This is a genomic window from Paenibacillus sp. JT22N7 (assembly GCF_059383875.1).
Genome location: NZ_JBXENY010000014.1, coordinates 120,391 through 139,965, shown reverse-complemented (window position 1 = coordinate 139,965; position 19,575 = coordinate 120,391). Strand labels below are relative to the sequence as shown.

At 51.2% G+C, this 19,575-nt stretch carries 11 protein-coding genes; 9 read left to right on the top strand and 2 right to left on the bottom strand.

Going from position 1 to position 19,575, the window contains the following annotated elements; all coding sequences use genetic code 11:
• Positions 1–45: 45 nt before the first annotated feature.
• Complete coding sequence (locus tag AC50Y5_RS29550; protein ID WP_056035186.1) at positions 46–438, bottom strand: MerR family transcriptional regulator; 393 nt, start codon at positions 436–438, stop codon at positions 46–48.
• Between the two features lie 32 nt (positions 439–470).
• Positions 471–1,928 carry an alpha/beta hydrolase family protein gene (locus AC50Y5_RS29545; RefSeq protein WP_494865016.1) on the bottom strand — a complete coding sequence of 486 codons (1,458 nt, stop codon included), beginning with the start codon at positions 1,926–1,928 and terminating at the stop codon, positions 471–473.
• A gap of 492 nt (positions 1,929–2,420) precedes the next feature.
• Here AC50Y5_RS29545 and AC50Y5_RS29540 point away from each other — a divergent pair, with 492 nt between their 5' ends.
• From AC50Y5_RS29540 to AC50Y5_RS29500, 9 genes are all read left to right on the top strand, one after another.
• Positions 2,421–4,223, top strand: coding sequence for a sensor histidine kinase (locus tag AC50Y5_RS29540; RefSeq protein ID WP_056035182.1), 1,803 nt, complete (start codon positions 2,421–2,423; stop codon positions 4,221–4,223).
• Complete coding sequence (locus tag AC50Y5_RS29535) at positions 4,216–6,021, top strand: response regulator (RefSeq protein ID WP_494865013.1); 1,806 nt, start codon at positions 4,216–4,218, stop codon at positions 6,019–6,021. The genes AC50Y5_RS29540 and AC50Y5_RS29535 overlap by 8 nt, the downstream gene beginning before the upstream one ends.
• A gap of 86 nt (positions 6,022–6,107) precedes the next feature.
• Positions 6,108–7,022 (top strand): carbohydrate ABC transporter permease, encoded by a 915-nt coding sequence (locus AC50Y5_RS29530; protein WP_056035172.1) that lies wholly within the window; start codon positions 6,108–6,110, stop codon positions 7,020–7,022.
• Positions 7,023–7,031: 9 nt separating this feature from the next.
• Positions 7,032–7,871 (top strand): carbohydrate ABC transporter permease, encoded by an 840-nt coding sequence (locus tag AC50Y5_RS29525; protein WP_056035168.1) that lies wholly within the window; start codon positions 7,032–7,034, stop codon positions 7,869–7,871.
• 169 nt (positions 7,872–8,040) lie between these two features.
• Positions 8,041–9,387: an ABC transporter substrate-binding protein gene (locus AC50Y5_RS29520; RefSeq protein ID WP_494865011.1), complete on the top strand. Its 1,347-nt coding sequence runs from the start codon at positions 8,041–8,043 to the stop codon at positions 9,385–9,387.
• A gap of 248 nt (positions 9,388–9,635) precedes the next feature.
• Complete coding sequence (locus AC50Y5_RS29515; protein ID WP_494865042.1) at positions 9,636–11,291, top strand: MGH1-like glycoside hydrolase domain-containing protein; 1,656 nt, start codon at positions 9,636–9,638, stop codon at positions 11,289–11,291.
• 399 nt (positions 11,292–11,690) lie between these two features.
• The gene (locus AC50Y5_RS29510) at positions 11,691–17,876 is read left to right on the top strand and encodes a rhamnogalacturonan lyase family protein (RefSeq protein ID WP_494865009.1); all 6,186 of its coding nucleotides are present in this window, start codon (positions 11,691–11,693) and stop codon (positions 17,874–17,876) included.
• A gap of 239 nt (positions 17,877–18,115) precedes the next feature.
• Positions 18,116–18,346: a hypothetical protein gene (locus AC50Y5_RS29505; RefSeq protein WP_056035160.1), complete on the top strand. Its 231-nt coding sequence runs from the start codon at positions 18,116–18,118 to the stop codon at positions 18,344–18,346.
• Positions 18,347–18,690: 344 nt separating this feature from the next.
• Entirely contained in the window at positions 18,691–19,530 is an 840-nt protein-coding gene (locus tag AC50Y5_RS29500) for an Rpn family recombination-promoting nuclease/putative transposase (RefSeq protein ID WP_056035158.1), read from the top strand.
• Positions 19,531–19,575 lie beyond the last annotated feature (45 nt).

Genomic DNA, 19,575 nt, shown 5'->3' with positions numbered 1-19,575 from the left:
GCCGTATCTCTGCATACGTGGGACTCGACTATTTTTAAATGCATGCTAGCCCTCTGGAGTGCGAAACGAATCCAAATAATTGTGAATGTCTGCTTCGGGTGTCTTCAGCAAGCCCTTGAGCATCGATTGAATGGAGCGCAGCGACTCCACCTTGTCATCAATCTCGACTATTTTGCTGCGCACATACTCTTTTAAGGCTTCAGCGTCCATATCACGGCCTAGCAGATGCAGCACTTCCTGAATCTCCTTAAGGGAGTAGCCGAGCGACTTGGTGTCCTTAATGAATTTGATTTTGACCAAATAATCGTCCGAGTACAAACGGTATCCACCTTGGCTTCGGCGGGGGGCCGGAAGGATGCCGCTTTCCTCGTAGTAGCGAATCGTTGCCATGCTGAGACCCGTTTTTTTGGCAAGCTCGCCGCGTGTCATTCCTTCCATGAGCATTCCCCTTCTTGCTGTTGTCCGTGTGTTTATTGGGCAGCAGCTTTTTTCGTATAGTTATTGTCGAACACAACCTCAGGATAGTCCGGCGATGGCCCAGCCAGCAGCGGCTGCGATTCATTTTTCAAATATTGATTGAAAAAGGCCGTGATATAAGAACGGGTAATGTCTACGATGTGATCGGGGTCAACTCCCTTGGCGAACAGCTTAGGCGACAGCAGCGCGATATCGGTAAAGCTCTGATGGATAAAGGGTTCAACGGTCATATAATAAGTGTCATTGGTGCTTTTCGTCATGACCGAATCCAAATCGGAAGCGAACTCATCGAAATAGACATAGGATTTCTCCTTCGTCGCTGGATCAAGGCTTTTGGCTGTGTCGCCTGTCATCAAATACATGAACGGCTGCTTCAAGCCATTATGGGCTACATCGCCCCAAAATCCGCCTTCTAAACTAACCCCCGCCTTAAAACGGCTGTCCTGTGCCAGCGTCTCCGCAGTAGTCGCCCCGCCATAGGAGTGGCCGAAAATGCCAACGCGGCTTAGATCCAGCTTGCCCTCCAGCTTATGATCAGGGTCATCCTGATTCCATGCCGTCAACGTGTCGAGCACAAAACTCGTATCAGCTACACGGATAGCGACTTCTTTGATATTGTTGTCGTAAAGCTCTGCTGAAGTTGGAAATTCGGGCTCAGCTTCGTATAAAATCGAACGGCCATCCGGAAAATCAACCTTCGCTGATGTATAAGGATGATCCATGCCTACGACGATATAGCCATTGCTTACGAGTTCCTCAATTGCCGTCATGCTTTGGAAGCGGGTCGAGCGAATGCCAGGAGAAAACAGGACAACCGGATAGCTCGCTTCAGCAGAGGATAGCTCGGCCCCTTCTACGACATGCGTCGGAATGTTAACCACATGGCTGAAAATTTGCTTCGGTATGCCGAATACGAGGCTGACCGCTTCCCCAATTTCCGAAGGGTAATGCTCAGTCGATGCGCCTTCGGTATTATTTTTATCTACCGGATACCATATATTGATCATCAGCTCGCGCTTGTCATTCGGGTCGTCACTGTGCGTTTCAGCGCGGGACTCATCCGTCAGTTGCCGTGCGATGGTGCCAATGCCATAGCTGCCGTTAGGTTCAGGCATTGTGAAAATCGGCAGCAGCGTGCTCGCATATCCAGAAAATCCGCTAAGTGCGATGACGATAAGGGAGAGCAGACTTTTTTTAATAATAGCTTTGGAACGGATAGAATTGTCATAGGGCTTCAGCAGCCGGCGGACTAAGGCCATAATCAAAACGAAAGCTACAGCGTAAGCAGCAACCATCTGGATGCGGAAATGATCGATTACTCCATGCAAGAGCACAGCCAGTACAACCGCTCCAAGCATCCCGGCATCGAGCCGCTTCGATTTTCTTGCGAATAACAAGCCTCCCGCTGCCGCTAAAATAACCAGAATGACAATGACCTCTAATATTTTCATTATACAGTACCTCCATTTATTTCTGTATTCTCCGTCCAGCAGGCCGGAAATCTTGTATAAACAGAGTATAAAGATTGAAGTATACCTCAAGGTCAAGGTATTATTTTTGAATGCCCTCTTCTGCCGAAAAAGTCTCCCCTTATGAATGTGAACCTACATACCGAGAGGCAGAGTTGTCCTTTTCGTTTTGAGAGTTTACTTCCAGCACAGAGCTAGTCTTGGCGGACACAGTAGCAGCTATTTTATCAGAATGATGGGTTAAGGCACAGGCCGCGGACACAGTAGCCGTTAATATGCTGCAAATGGCCATTTTGACGGGATCATGCGGTTGATAACGAATTTCCTGTCCGCTTACGACCCGAAATCGGTTCAAAATCCAGAATAGCGGAACCCCTGTCCTCACCATTTAGAGAAAAAAGAGCGAACCTAGCAAGCATTGTGCTACTATATTGGCAAATCAAGCACGATGTTTGACAGAAAAGGGGACTAGCTGTGTTTTACTCATTAAAAAGCCGACTAATTGCTGTTTTTATTTTGCTGTTCGTCCTTTCTTTTGGCGCTATGTCTTATATATTATTTAATGAATCACGCTCTATTATCCGCTCTTATATCGAATCCTCGGCACTGGAGAAAATGGAGGAGTACGGCGCTTACGTCGATATGGTCCAGATGCAGATCTACGATCTGGCCTCGCTCGTGTTCAATAGCGATACGACGAAAAACTGGGACGGGGCCATGACAGACCCGAAGCTTGTGGCGGGCGAGAAAATGCTGGCGAATATTAAGCTCAGCAGCTTTCTCACGCAGGCGATGAACAGCTATACGAGCGTATCGCGGGTGACCTTTTACCGCGCCGATGGCACGTGGATCAGCAGCGACAATCAGGTCGTGTCCGATCCGGGTCTGCTTGAGCAGCAGTGGTACAGCGATTTTAAAGCATCGGGAACCCACTGGGTGGCCAGCCATATTGACCCGGTCGAGGCACGATACAATAACACGCATCCGGTTGTCAGCATGCTCATGCCAATCGGAACGTTTGAACCAAGCCGTGCCCGAACGGTGATGAAAATCAATGTGAGCAGCGACTATTTTCAGCAGCCGCTCAATCGGATTCACCTTGGTGAAAGCGGTACCATTTATTTGCTGGATCAAGGCGGCCAGCTGCTGCTTTCCCCGCCTGAAGCCGGGGCACAGGCCGACATGCAGGCTGCTATGGAGAAAATCCGCGGAGATATGCGCAAACAAGGCGTTATTTATATGGATTCGGATAAAGGGAAAACCGATATTGTCGTATTTAAAAAGCTGCAAAGAACGGGATGGATACTTGTCGGCTTCGTATCGGAACAAGACTTGTATGCAAAGCTGTTCCAATTGCGCAGCAGCATTATTTTATTCGCCTCCATATTGCTCGTATTATCCGTCTTTCTAGCCATATGGCTGTCGCAGAGCATCTCCAATCCGCTATCCCGCCTCATATCCGCTATGCGCCATGTTCAGCGGGGCGATTTCAATCAGGCGGAGCTGCGTCTTCCGCCAGAAATCAGCATTCGCAACGAAGTAGGTTTTGCGACGGTAACCTTCCGCAATATGGTGCGCCAGCTCCGGCAGCATATCAAAAACGAATTTGAGCTGAAGCTGCTGCGCCAGCAAGCGGAATACAAGGCGCTGCTGATGCAGATCAATCCGCATTTTTTGTTCAATACGCTGGAGCTGATGAGCAGCCTCGCCATGCAGAAGCGCACCGACGATACGGTGCAGGTCATCGAGTCGCTCGGCAAAATGATGCGATTCTCGCTGCGAATGAGCGACGATGTGGTGCCGCTGCGCGAAGAACTGAAATACGTGAAGGATTACGTGGAGATTTTGCAAATCCGCTTTGGCGAACGGCTGAGCTTGACGTTGAAGGAAGAAGGCGAGCTTGCGCATCTGACGATTATTAAGTTTATTTTGCAGCCGCTAATCGAAAATGCCGTCAAATACAGCTTTCAGCATCAGCCGGAAGCCTGGGTGGAAATTGTGGTCAGCAGGAGTGAGGGGCGCATCGTTCTGAGCATTGCGGACAATGGCCAGGGCATTCCTGACGACATGAAGCGCCAGCTTGCGGAACGCTCGGCCGCTGCTCGAATGGACATGCTGTTGAATAGCCGAGATAGTCAAATTGGCCTCAGCAACGTCATTGCAAGGTGCAGGCTGTATTACGGCGAGCTGTTTGAGATCCAGATTAAAGATAGCGGCTGGGGCGGTGCGCTAATCGTACTGGCGCTGCCTATACAGGAGGAGGGTAAGCATGTATAAGGTGCTGATTGTGGACGATGAACCGGAAATCCGGCTGGGGCTGCGGCTCAAGGTAGATTGGGAGGAACTGGGCCTATGTATTGCGGGCGAGGCGGCGAATGGCATGGAGGCGCTGGAGCAGCTGGAGCGCGATGCTTTCGATGTTGTTATGACAGATATGAATATGCCCGTGATGGACGGATTGTCTTTTTTGGACGATTGCCGCAGGCTGTACCCTGAAATCCGGCTGATCATCCTTACAGGCTATGAGGATTTTAGTTATGCGCATGCGGCTGTCCGCCATCAGGCACGCCATTATTTGCTCAAGCCGGTTGCGCGGGATGAGCTGACGGAGGCGCTGCTGAAGGTCAGAGGGGAGCTCGATAGGGAGCAGGAGAGCCATCGGCAGTCAGAGGATATGAAATGGCGTCTGACCCAGTATTATCGGGAAATGAAGGAGCATTTTCTGCGCTATCTCATCCGGGGCGAAGCAGGGCGTGAGGAAGCGCTATTGGAGCGGGCAAAGCTGTTTCAGCTGGAGGAATGGGGAGAGCGGACGGTCAGATTTATAACAGCAGGATTAGAGCAGCGTGGGCAGCAGTTGAATCAGCCGGATCAGCTGATTCAGGCGGGGCAGGCTGGACACAAGAGTCAGAAGGTTCAGCCGAATCAAGCGGAGCAGGTTGGATTGAAGAGTCAGAAGGAACAGATGAACCAGACAGACCCAGCCGAACGGAAAGGCCAGACGGACCAGTCAGACCAAGCAGACCAGTCAGACCAGACTGGCCAAACGGATCAGATAGATTGGCAGCCGAACCGTAGGCCTGAGCAATTCAGCCTGCCGTTCGAATTAATTTGCCGGGAACTGGCGGATGGCTCCACTAGCTCGGTGCAAGTCGTTCGAGACGAGCATTATCACGGCCTAATGCATATTGCTTTGCTGGATGGAGAGGAGAAGTCAGCGGAATTTGAGCAGAAGCTGCGCGATATGGTGTACGGGCATCTCGGATTCGTGCCCTCCATCGGCATAGGAAATGCTGTTAAAGGCTTTAAGCAGTGGAAGGAGGGCTGCATGTCCTCGCTCGTCGCCTGGAATTTGGCGGAGGCGCAAGCTCGCCAAGGCGAACGGGCAGCGGAGGAGCCGTTTCTGCTTCCGAAGGAGACGGTCGGTTTGATCCGGCGGCTGCTGGAACGGGGAGAAATGGAGCAGCTCGTCAAAATGATAGAGCGCGAGCTGAAGGAGGCGCTTAGCGTATCGCGCATCCGGTTCGTGAAGGCGATTTTTCAGTTTAACCTCGTCTTGGAGGCGCAGGCGCATGAAGCGCATGTGCCGTTAACGGGCGGCGAGCAGCTTTGGCTGCGTCCGGAAATGGCGCTCAACCTAAGCACAGCGGAGAAAGCCTGCCAATTTTTGATGAAGCTTGCCTCGTCTATTCATGACAAGCTGCAAGGGGCGGAAGAGGGCGCTGTTGATACGGTTCTGGAGGCTTCCAGGCAATATATCGCAGAAAACTACATGTATGACTTGAATTTGACGATGCTTGCTGAACGATTCAATTATAATTCGTCCTACTTCTCGGAGCTGTTTAAAGCGAAGTCGGGAAAAACGTTTATTCATTATTTGACTGACGTCCGCATGGGGCATGCGACCCGGCTGCTGGAGGAAACGGGGCTCAGCCTATGGGATATTTCCGAGCTGTCCGGCTTTTCCAATGCGAGCTATTTCAGCTCCAAGTTTAAAAGAATGTATGGCCTGACACCGTCCGAATTTCGCCAGCGCCTATCTGAAAAAAGTGATAACGAACTCCCGAAGAAATGATATGTTGCCGAATCCTATTCCTGCGTATGATTGGTGTACGAGTGCAGCTTGCTTGCGTACATCAATCATTAGGAGGGATTTTTGCCATGGGCGTTTCCCGCAAAACACTGGCCCGCGAGCAGAACCAAACCGCTTATTTGTTTCTGCTGCCGTGGCTGATTGGCTTTTTCTGCATGACGGCTGGACCGATGCTTGGCTCGCTGTACCTGTCCATGACCAAGTACAATTTGCTGTCTCCGCCATCATGGATTGGGATGGATAACTACGTACAAATTTTTACGAATGACAGCACGTTTATGGGCTCTTTATGGCTAACCTTCAAGTATGTATTCATTTCCGTGCCGCTCAGGCTGGCTTTTGCACTGCTTGTAGCAGTGGCGCTCAATAAGGGCATACGGGCACTGGGCATTTACCGGACGATATATTATATCCCGTCCTTGCTTGGCGGCAGCGTTGCCATTGCTATCGTATGGCGGCAAATATTTGACGGTACTGGTGCTGTAAACAAGGCGCTCGCTTGGCTCGGCATTAAAGGCCCATCCTGGATTGCCCATCCAGATTATATTGTATATACGATTGTTACGCTGTCGGTATGGCAGTTCGGCTCGGCGATGGTCATTTTTCTAGCGGGGCTAAAGCAAATTCCCGCTGATCTTTACGAAGCATCCCAGGTGGACGGGGCGAGGAAGTGGAATCAGTTCGTCAGCATTACGCTGCCGATTTTGACGCCGGTTATTTTTTTCAACCTCATTATGAGCGTCATTCATTCGTTTCAGGCGTTTACACCGGCTTTCGTCATCGGTGACGGCCGCGGCGGCCCGCTTGATGCGACGATGTTTTATACGCTGTATTTGTATTTGAAGGGCTTCTCCTTCTTCGATATGGGCTACGCCTCGGCGCTCGCCTGGATTATGCTGCTCATTATTGGAGCGTTGACGGCGATTATATTCGTGACCTCAAAATACTGGGTGTTTTATGGAGACAACAAGGACGGGAGGTAAGGGCAAAGGATGACAAACCGCATGAAATATGGGCAAGTACTGAGGCATGTGCCGATCATCGTCATGGGCCTGCTGATGATCTATCCCGTTCTATGGCTGATCAGCAGCTCCTTCAAGCCGAACCAGCTGATCTTTTCCGATCCGGGCATCTGGCCAAGCTCGTTTACGCTGGAAAATTACGTGAATGGCTGGCGCGGCTTCCAAGGCATCAGCTTCAGCCGTTTTTTCGCCAACTCCTTCGCAATATCGCTCACGAGCGTGCTTGGAAATGCTATTACCTGTTCGCTTGCTGCTTTTGCTTTTGCTAGATTAACCTTTAAGTTCAGCAAGCTATGGTTTTCGCTGATGCTGGTTACGATTATGCTGCCCTATCATGTTACGCTGGTACCGCAATATGTCATTTTCAACGAGCTGCATTGGATTAATACGTATTACCCGCTGGTGCTGCCAAAATGGCTGGCGACGGATTCGTTTTTTATTTTGCTCATGGTCCAGTTTATCCGGGGCATTCCACGCGAGCTTGACGAAAGCGCGACGATTGACGGATGCAGCCAAAAACAAATTTATTTCCGCATTATTCTTCCGCTGCTCGTCCCGGCGCTGATTACGACGGCCATCTTTACGTTTATATGGACATGGGATGATTTTTTCAGCCAAATGATTTATTTGAGCGATATTCGGCTGTTCACGGTGCAACTGGGCATTCGGGCGCTGTTCGACCCATCGGGCTCCTCGGATTGGGGTGCGCTGCTCGCAATGTCTGCGCTGTCGCTGCTTCCCATTACGGCGGTTTTCCTGACGTTCCAGCGTTATTTTCTGGAGGGGATTGCAACGACAGGCTTGAAATAGCGGCCTCATGGCTAGCAATCGGCGAGTCAGCGATATGGCAATAACGCGATCCGAAAAAATTGCAAATGAACTGCCGAAATAATGAAAGGCGCTGAGGCTAAGGTTTAAAGTAAGATGGCGTTGTAAGCGTTTTACTCAAACAAAATTAACGAAAATGGGGGAGATTGGCATGAAGCGGCGTATTCTATTTTCAATGCTGGCAGCATTAATGGTAATTGTAACGGCATGCTCGGGAGGTACGGGAGCAGGAGGAGCAGCATCTGGCAATAATGGAGAGGGCAATGGTGCAAGCGCTGGCAGCGGCAGTACAGGCCAGGAGCAGGTAGAGCTGCGCATTATGTGGTGGGGAGACCAAGGGCGGGCTGACCGAACAAATCAGGTGCTGGAGCTATTCCAGAAAAAAAATCCAAGCATTAAGGTACAGGGCGAGTTCGCGCCTTCATCCGGTTATTTTGACAAGCTGAATACCCAGCTCGCATCGGGTACGCCGGCGGATGTTTTTTTCCTCGGCGGCAACGTTGTCGATTATGCCAATAAAGGGGTTTTGCTGGAGCTTGACCCGTATGTAGGCAAAGAGCTCGATTTGACGGATATGGATGAGTCGATGGTGGAGTATGGTACGCTGGGAGGCAAGCTGCTGCATATATCTGCTGGCGCGAATGCGAGAGGCATCCTGATTAATACGAAGCTGTTCGAGAAAGCAGGCATTGCGGTGCCTCAGGATGGATGGAGCTGGGACGACTACGCCGCCATTAGCAAGGAGCTGTCTGAAAAGCTGGGCGACGGCGTATATGGCACCTATAATTTTACGGTAGATGGCATGGATATTGCGCTTAAGCAAAATGGCGCGCAGCTTTACAACATGGCAGAAGGCAAGCCAGGCTTTACAGAAGAGCAGGCGCTGAGCTGGTTTAAATACTGGGAAGCGACAACGGCGGGAGGCGGCGTCGTGACGCCGGAGCTTGCCGTATCGAATCCGCCGAGCGATCCTAGCAAATCGTTAATCATCACGGGCAAGGTGGCGATGAGCCTTATACCATCCAACCAGTTTGCAGCGTATCAAGGGCTGACGGAGGATAAGCTCACGATGGTGCAGCTGCCTAGGGGGGCGAAGGGAACGGGTGTCGTATTCGAGTCGAGCCAAGGGCTGTCGGGCTATGCAAAAACAGAGCATCCGAAGGAAGTGGCGATGCTGATCAACTTCTTCATTAATGATCCAGAGGCAGCCAAGGTGCTCGGCAATGACCGCGGCGTTCCGGTTACGTCCAAAAATCGGGAGGCGCTGCAGGCCGAAGCGAGCGACGCGGACCGTATCGTTTATGATTATACGAGCCGCGTTTCGGAAGCGACAAAAACGGAGCCTTTCGCAGTCAGCTACAATCCTCCGGGCTTCGCGGAGTTTTCCAAGCTGGCGGAGACGACGGTTCAGGAAATCGGTTTTGGCCGTAAAAAGGTAGAGCAGGCAGTTGCCGATTTTTACAACGGCACGCTGCAAATTTTTGCGAAAAATCAATAGGCAATGAAGCTTATAGGCGGAGAAAAGGCAAAGGCGAAAGCAAAGAGAAATGCAAAGGTGAAGGCCGCGCTAACCTGCTAATTGGAATATAAATAGGTTCATTCGGGCTGCCGTCAGGCAGCCTGCTGTTGTCAGAGCCGATAAGGGCGGAGAAGGGGCTAAGGTCGGCATGCGAGTGTGCTCGCGTATTTTAACCTAGCAGGTGCCAATTGAAATCGTTCATTTTAGTAGAAAGCGGGGCGAAATTAATGGAAGAAAAACTGCTGGAACGGCTTAGGAGCAAGTCTGCAAAGCATATATGGGGGCAGGGGAGCAAAGCCTCCGATCAATCGTTAATAAGCGAGTGGGAAGCTGGCGGAGTAAAATTTGCTGCAGCCGAAGGGCGGCTGGAAGGCGTACATGAGGAGGCCATGCGCCGCTTGCTGGATTGCATCGTGCCGACGGGCGGCAATCCGAAGCCGATTTTGCATGAGGGCGGCGTCTACTTAGGCTGCTGGCTGGAAAGTACAGGGACGATAAACGCAGAGCTGTTGTCCCGGTTTATTCCATCTGTATCGGAGACAACGTATCTCTCCTTTGCCGCGTTTCAGCGGGAGGATGGCCTATTTCCGTACAAAATAACGGAGAATGGACCGTCTTACCGGCAAATTCAGCTGGTGACGCCGCTCGCCCGCAGCGTTTGGAACCATTATGCGCTGCATGGGCGGGACAAGGCTTTTTTACAAACGATGTATGACGCTATGTCTCGTTATGACGACTGGCTGGCGGCTCACCGCGATACGAGAGGGACGGGCTGTGTAGAAGCGTTCAGTACATTCGATACGGGCCATGATTTGTCGCCCCGCTTCTGGCATGTGCCGGATACGCCGCATTTGGGGGATGCGGCACATTGTCAGCCGGATTCTCCGATTTTGCCATTTTTGGCTCCAGACCTAACAGCTAATGTATATTGCCAGCGGCAGTATTTGGCGTTAATAGCGGAGGAGTTGGGGCTGCCCTCCGAGCAATGGAAGCGGAAGGCGGAGGCCTCGCTTGCAAGCCTGTTCGAATATTGCTTTGACGAAGCGGATCATTTCTTCTATGATCGCGACCGTCAAAATGAGCTGGTAAAGGTGCAGTCGGACGTGTTGCTGCGGGTTATGGCCTGCGAGGTGGGCGACCGCCGTTTTTTTGATACGATGCTAAGGCGCTATCTGCTCAATACGAGCAAGTTTTTTGCTAAATTTCCGTTTACGTCGATGGCGATGGATGATCCGCGTTTTGATCCGTTTTCCAGCTATAACAGCTGGGGCGGGCCGACTAACTTTCTTAGCATTATTCGCGCTGCCCATGCGTTCGAGAAGCATCAGCGTTATGTAGAGCTGACCTGGGTTATGTATCCGCTTGTGTCGGCAATGGCCAATATGACGCGGTTTTCACAAGCGCTTAGCCCATGGACGGGGGTGGAGGGCTATACGGAAACGTATTCGCCAGCGATACTGAGCGTGCTGGATTATGTAGAGCGATTATGTGGTATATTGCCTGCGCCAGATGGAACGCTGTGGTTTACGGGGCTGCTGCCTTATGCGATGGATCATGGCGATGAGCCGGCAGGCGGAAGCACAGCCTACAGCAGAACCGTGGATGGCTCGACGTTTGAGCTGCTCAATACTCGGGAGGAGTCTGTCATTTATTTAGATGGGAAGGAGCATATGCGTTTCCCGTTCGGCATTCGCGCCGTTACGGATCGAGCAGGCAGGCTGAGCCGCTTGATCGGCATGAGCGTTAGGACGATTAATGGAGTTGTCCACTACGATGGAGCGGAGCTCGCTTTGGAGATTAAGGGGAATGAACAGCTTCGTTATACAGAGGGGCGTTTAGAAAAAGAGCTGGATATTGGCATTGTTTATCCGGTCTATAGCTGAAGGAAAGCAGCAAAATCTAGTTGGCTCTCATTTAGCAGCATAGGCATTATTAAAAAGCTCCAACATACTCAGAGGCTGCTGCTTCGGCGGCAGCTTTGCTATGAAAACCGGATTTTTAATCAAAAAAGACGGTTTTTTTGCTATTATTTCACAAAAAACAACGTTAGTATCTATTTGAAAGCGTATTCAACTAATTGCCATAGCCATTAAACATAGAAGCAGGGAGGGATGATGGCCTCATAACGAACAGACAGCTTAGGATCGTACAGCAGGATGCGGTATTTTGTAAACGCTTACTTAATATTGAGGCTAAAAAACGGATACGCAGTTTACCCGCAAGTCGAACCTTGTTGCAATGAATGAACATTTCAATTGAGAAAATGGGGGGAATTTTTTTATATGTTAAGAAGTAAAAAAAGGCTAATGTTTCTGCTGCTTGCCGCAGCGGTTTTATGGACCACTATTTTGCAGGGGCTGCCGCTTGGATCGCAGACGGCCTACGCAAGCACAGTAGAACAGCTTGTGAAGAAATTCGACTTTGGCACAGCCTCAAGTCCTGTCAAGGAAGGCTTTATCGGCGTAAGCGAATCGCAGCTGTATACGGCTGAGGCTGGTTACGGGCTGAGCGCCGCGTTGGCATCCCGGAACCGCTCCGGCGGAGATGAGCTGACGAATGATTTTGTCCTCGGAACCTCGTTTTCGTTTTATGCGGATTTGCCTAATGGCGAATATGATGTCACCGTGTATTCGGGCGATTTACTGACGGGCACAAGCTCGACTAAAACAAATATTGCCTTGGAGGGAGTCGCTGCCGGAACGCTTTCTACACGTCAGGCGGTCGTTCATGGCACGTACCGGACCACGGTAAATGACGGGCAGCTGACGGTCGATATTTCGGCGACTACGGGCTACGCTTATTTGAACGGCATCGTCATTGAGCAGGTAGTAGCTACTGCTCCTGAGGCGCCGGGCGGGCTTGCCGTGACACGCGTGACGCCTCAGGATGTGACGCTCGCGTGGAATCCGGTTACCGGTGCGGCTCGTTACAAGCTCTATCGCTCAGAGGGCGCTGCCGCTCCTGTCCTTGCAGGTGAAACGGCAGCTGCCTCCTATGTGGATACGGCCGTTGCAGAAGGGAGCAGCTATAGCTACTTCGTCGCTGCCGTCAGTGCAGCTGGACTGGAGTCGGTCTTAAGCGCCCCTACCGCTGCGATAACGATACCGGCGCTTACGGCTCCAGCCGCGCCGAGCCAAGTCAGCATCAGCGCCGTGCAAGCTTCGGCGGTTGTGCTGGGCTGGACGGTTGTCGAGGGAGCGGAAGGCTATAAGGTGCTGCGTGCCGATGCGGCAGCAGGGCCGTTTGTAGAAATCGGCCAAACGACGGTTCCTGCCTATACGGATACGGGCGTCGACACGTCTGTGGCGCAATTTTACACTGTGAAAGCTACTAACGTGCACGGGGAATCGGAAGCTTCCGCAGTTGTGGAGAGCGCTGTCTATGTGCCGCCTACTACACTGCCGGAAGGCGATACCATTCGCTTCGATTTTGGATCGGGCGAGCTTGCTGACGGCTATGTCCGTGTAACAGCCGAGACCGCCTATACATCTGCGCTCAAATACGGCTTTACTGATATTTCGAATATCGGCTCAGGCAACCGTGGCACAGCTGATTCGCTGCGCTCGGATTTTGTTACACCGAATAATGGGGTTTTTAACGTCGATCTGCCTAATGGCGACTATACGATTTCACTCATTGCGGGTGATGCGACCGAAGCATCCGAAATCGCGATCAAGGCCGAAACCATTCAGAAGGTACAGCTGACTAGCAAAGCAGCTGGCCAATATCTGGAGATGGACTTTCAGCTGGCGCTTGTGGATGGGCAGCTCAATCTTGCATTTACGGGGTCCGCGCCCAAACTGAACGCGCTTGTCATCAAGAAACAGCAGGAGCGTCAGCCTGGAGAGCGGCAGGCCGTATATCTCGCGGGCGATTCTACCGTTCAGACCTATGATCCCTATTGGGAGCCACAGGCTGGCTGGGGCCAAATGCTGCCGCGCTTCTTCAGCAATGATGTTATTTTCAAAAATCATGCCATTGGCGGCCGCAGCTCCAAATCCTTTATTGTAGAGGGCCGTCTGGATGAAGTGCTGCGGACGATTCGTCCGGGGGACTATTTCCTTGTCCAATTCGGCCACAATGATGCGACGATTAGTGTTCCTGAGCGCTATGCTTCGCCAGCCGATTACAAAAACTATTTGAAAACCTACGTTAATGGTGCCAGACAGCGCGGCGCGACGCCGATTCTCGTAACGCCGATGGGCCGCCGTGATTTCAATGCGGACACAGGCATTTTTAATATTAGCTTTCCAGAGTATGTGCAGGCCATGAAAGAGGTAGCTGCCGAGCTGAATGTGGAGCTGGTTGACCTGAGTGCGCTCAGTATCGCCTACTACAACTCCATTGGCCCGCAAGCTTCCTTGTCTGTATTCCTTCATGTGGAGCCAGGCATTTATGGGGCCTTCCCGAATGGTTCTGCGGACAATACGCATTTCCAGGAATACGGGGCCATTCAAATCGCTCGTCTGCTGGCAGGCGGCATTGAACAGCTTCCGGTGCCGCTGGCGGATTTTGTCCGCGAAATTGCACAGCCTGATGCAGTGCCTAACGCGCCAGCTAATCTAGTTGCAGGAAGTGTCAGCAACGCCGGTGCTGTGCTGAAGTGGAACGCTTCGGACAACACCGATATTTATAAAATTTACCGCAAGCTGGCTTCCGAGCCTGATTCGGCTTACGCAATGATTGGCACAGCGACGGTGCCAACCCTGACCATCGGCGGAATGCTGGAAGGAAAGTCTTATAACGTGCGGGTAACGGCTGTTAATGGCCGCGGCGAATCGCTGCCATCCAGCGAAGTATCGATCACGACCAAATCGGCGCAGTACCGTTTTGATTTCGGTCCGGTAGGAGCACCCGTTGCTGCTGGGTACACCGAAGTTACGCGCAATGTGCTGTATACGCCTGAGCTCGGCTATGGGCTGACGAACAGCACAGGCATGATTGACCGCGACCGGGGGGCGGGAACGGACGACCTGAGACGCGATTTTGTGGCTTATTTCAATGCCAGCTATGAGTTCAAGGTCGATTTGCCGAACGGTTCCTATTCGGTCAAAACGTATACGGGCGATTGGATTGGCTCGACACGGACCAATGTCAATATTGAAGGGAAGGATTACGGCACGATTACGTCCGGCAAGGAGTCTATTGCCGAGCGGGTATTCAATCAGATTGCCGTGAAGGATGGTCAAATGAACCTCGTATTCAGCGGCCAAACGGCTCATTTGAATGGTCTGGAAATTACGCCGCTGCTGCTGGCACCGACAGGTCTAGCGCTGACGGAACTGGAGCTTGAGAACGAGCCTGTAACGGCTGCCCTGGCATGGAACGCTGTGGAAGGCGCATCGGCCTACCGCGTCTACCGTCAGGCTGCTGTAGCCGCTAGTGCAGAGCTTTTGACCGAGACGGCAGCGCGTAGCTTTGCCGATACGACAGCTGATGTCGGTCTGGATTATGTGTATACGGTGACAGCCGTTGACCATACGGGGCTTGAGTCGGTGGCCTCCAATGCGCTTGCTGTGTCGATGGTTGATCCAAATGTGCCAACGGCAGCCATTCCGACAGGCCTCACGCTTGTGGAAACGAATAAAAATGACCTGACATTCCGCTGGGATGCGGTCAGCAATGCGAAAGTGTTCTATATTTACCGGGCAACCAAGGTGGATGGCGATTACACGCTAATTGGCAAGTCTGCGGAAGCCGCCTATACGGACACAACGGTGCTGACGACGATTCCTTACTATTATAAGGTTGCATCTGTGAATGCGGGCGGCATTTCCGAGCTGTCCCAAAGCTTGGAGACGTCTGCCGTAACGACTTTGTATCGCAATATGGAGTATTTGGACCGTGCTCCGGTTGCGGTGAAGAAGGCTGAAGGCAACTACATTGGCTGGAGAATGCTTGGGCTTGATCCATCATCCATAGCCTTTAATGTGTACCGCGATGGCAGCAAAGTGAATGCGGAGCCGATAACAGGCAGCACGAACCTGCTCGATACGGAAGGAACAGACAGCTCCATTTATCAGGTGACGGCTGTTCTGAACGGCGTGGAGAAGCCGGCGACTGACGATTTCGGCGTGTGGACACAATCGTATTTGTCCATTCCGCTGCAAAAGCCAGCCGACGATTATACAAAGGATGGCCAGCCTTACACGTACAATGCGGGCGATGCGAGCGTTGGCGATCTTGACGGGGACGGCGAGCTGGAAATTGTACTCATGTGGACACCATCCAACAGCAAGGATAATTCGCAGGCAGGCTATACAGGCATCGTCTACTTGGATGCCTACAAAATGGACGGAACACGGCTGTGGCGCATTAATATGGGGCCAAATATCCGCTCCGGTGCCCATTATACGCAGTTCATGGTTTACGATCTTGATGGAGATGGACGCGCTGAAGTAACGATGAAAACAGCCGATGGAACGATTGACGGCCTGGGCCGAGTCATTGGCGATCCGAGTGCCGATCACCGCAATAGCAGCGGCTACGTGCTGCTGGGGCAGGAATTTTTGACCGTATTCAATGGTTTGACTGGCGGTGCACTGGATACCGTTGCCTATGATCCGCCGCGCGGCGATGTCGGCGCATGGGGCGATGCATATGGCAACCGAGTCGACCGGTTTCTTGCGGGCGTCGCCTATTTGGACGGTGAGCATCCGAGCGTTATTTTCAGCCGTGGCTACTATACAAGAACGGTGTTGGCTGCCTACAATTTCCGTGACGGAAAACTGACGCAGCAGTGGAAATTTGATTCAAATACCGAAGGCTACGGCTCTTATGCCGGGCAGGGCAACCACAACTTGTCGATTGGCGATGTAGACAACGATGGCAAGGATGAAATTACGTTTGGCGCGATGGCGATTGACGATGATGGCAAACCGCTATACAACACAGGGCTTGGTCATGGCGATGCTTTGCATTTTGGCGATTTGGACCCTACCCGTCCGGGACTGGAAGTGTTCGGCGTGCATGAGCATACGGATTCCAAGTATGGCATGGAGATGCGTGATGCGGCTATGGGAGAAATCCTTTGGGGCGTCTTCACCGGCATAGATACCGGACGCGGACTGTCAGCAGATATTGATCCCAACCATATTGGTGAAGAAATGTGGTCAGCAACGATTACGAATGAGCAGCACATTCCCATCACCGGGTTGTACAATGCACGCGGCGAGCTGATCACGACTAAAATCCCTTCCTCGACTAACTTTGGCGTATGGTGGGATGGCGATTTGCTGCGCGAGCTGCAGGATGGCAATCGGATCGACAAGTGGGATTATGTCAATGAAACGACGGTCAATCTGCTCACAGCGACTGGCGCTTCCTCGAACAACTCGACGAAGGCCAATCCGAGCTTGCAGGCCGATCTATTCGGCGACTGGCGTGAGGAAGTGATGTGGCGTTCTACAGACAGCTCGGAGCTTCGCATTTATACGACGACCGATGTAACCGAGCATCGGATTAGAACACTGATGCATGATCCTGTATATCGCCTTGGCATTGCATGGCAAAATGTAGCTTACAATCAGCCGCCGCACACTAGCTTCTATCTAGGTGCAGGTATGGAGGAGCCGCCAATGCCGCGCATTCAGTATGTGGGTGCGCCGCAGGAGGAAGAGGATACAACCCCTCCTGTTATTACAGGCTTGCCGCCGCAGCAGATGACCGAAGCCGACAGCTGGACGGTGGCGGTAACGGCGGAAGATCCGGAATCAGGCATTCGGAGCCTGACGCTTTCTTTTGACGGCGATCCAGTGGTAAATGGCGACGTTCTGTCCATGGCTGGCCGGGCTGGAACGCATACCTTTACAGCGACAGCGGTCAATGAGGCCGGGCTGCAAACGACGCAAACCGTCGTCATTACAGTGACAGGAGCCGAGAAGGCAACGGATATTCCGGGCAAGCCGGTGCTGTCCGACAATAACGGTCATGACAATGGGCTGCTGGATGGCAGCTACAAAATCACCATGAACCTGTGGTATGGGCAAAATGGTACGGTATATAAGCTGTATGAGAATGGGGAGCTCATTGCTAGCAAGGTGTTAACGGTCAACTCGCCGTCTGCGCAGTCGGCGTCCGTAGATATTACCGGAAAAGCAAACGGTACCTATACGTATACTTGCGAGCTGACTAATTCCTTCGGTACGACGAGCTGTACCCCTCATACTGTAACGGTTAAGGACGCTTTTCCCGGCCAGCCTGTGCTGTCCAATGACAACTGGGACGGGGATGGCAGCTACAAGGTGACGATGAACATGTGGTGGGGAACGAACGCCACCGAATACCGTTTGTATGAAAATGGTACGCTGATTGATACGCAGACGCTGACGGCAAATACGCCGAGCGCTCAAAGCGCATCTACGACATTAACGGACCGCGCTGTAGGCAGTTACACTTACCGCGTCGAGCTATCCAACGATAGCGGCATCACGGAAAGCAGCCAAATGGAGGTTAACGTAACCAAATAGGAAGAGCAGCAGCCTGCTTTGGTCGGATCAATCCGGCAAAGGCAGGCTGTTGGCATTGAATAAGGCACACAATTGGATAACCAGGACAAGAGGTTTGGTTTTCAAGTATGGTGGGGCTTAAAAACGGCAGGAGTGCTTCATTTTTCATAGGAAGGTTTAGGTCCCTATTCCCTTTGAAATGTGGTGATGAAGCTTTAAGCTTAATTGATCAGGTATAAGATAGGACAGGAGAACCCGCCATGCGCATAGCTCTGCAAATACTAGCCATCGTTGTCATGATTATTTTTACGATTTCGCTGATTTATCCGAGATTTATGTCGATGTACAAGCGGTGGCAGAAAATAAGTCTGCTTGTTATCGCTGGATTTTTGTTCGTACTGACGTTATTGGCGGCGGAGGATTTTAATGTATCTTCACATTCGAAGACATGGGAGCTGATCGAGAGCTTGTTCGGACAAGGGGATTCGTGATATCCGAATATTTTAAATCGTTTTAGCATCTAACAAAAGCATGTATGTAATAGAAGTTTGGGTATTGAAACACGATAGCAACACGAGTATATATATCACTTAGTGTTGTTATTTTGGTTAATTGTATTGTTGGGTCAGTTCCCCTAAGAAAAGTTTTAGTCTTTACTTATGGTACGGTTCCCCGTATCAGTTTTTAGGGTAAACTCGGACGAATCGAATACTCTGCAACATTAAAATACAATAGTTCACGCTGGTACGCGAATTCATTTTTGCGTGCCTGCTTGCTTGGTGTGTTTAAGAACCTGTGAGCATGATATACTATTACTGATTGGAGCTGAATGCAGATGAATGAACTGCTTGATCCCCGTAATGACTTTTTATTCAAACGGATTTTCGGCAGTGAGGAAAACCGCGACGTTCTGCTTGCCTTCTTGAACAAGACCTTTTTAGAAGCTGACAGACCGCCTTTGACAGAAATCATCCTGCTGAATCCTTACACCGAAAAAGATGCCCCCCGCGACAAACAGTCGATATTGGACATTCGCGGCAAAACAACGGACGGGGAACTTATCAACGTTGAAATGCAATTATTCAACAAATACGATACCGAGAAACGTACCCTCTTTTACTGGAGCAAGCTATACAGCGGACAGCTTCAAGAGGGCCAATCATATAAAGTGTTGAAGAAATGTGTAACTATCAACATCCTGAACTACTCGTTCCTGCCCAACAACCAATATCATAACGTTTTTCATTTGCGTGAAGATCGAAGTGGTATACCGCTTATAGATGACATGGAACTGCATTTTCTCGAATTGCCCAAGCTTAGCGATCATGCGGCTCCTGTGGAGAGCGGTGGACTGGTCAACTGGTTACTCTTCTTGAAAGGTGTCGATAAATCCAATTGGGAGGTGCTGACGATGAACGAGCCTGTTTTGAGGAAAGCAATGGACACGTTAGAATTTCTTAGTCAGGATGCCGAGGCCCGCCGATTGTACGAAGACAGACAAAAGTATCTTCATGACGAAGCTTCAATGATTGAAGGAGCGTTAGCTGAAGGCGAGAAAAGGAAAGCGGCCCAGATGGCTCTGGAACTTCTCAAGCTTGGAGTTGATACAGCTATTATAGCTAAGGCATCCGGACTGTCTGAAGCTGAAATCATCGCACTAAAAAAACAAGGCTAAATTGACATGGTGAAGAGTCAGTCCATTGGAGACTGGCTCTTCATA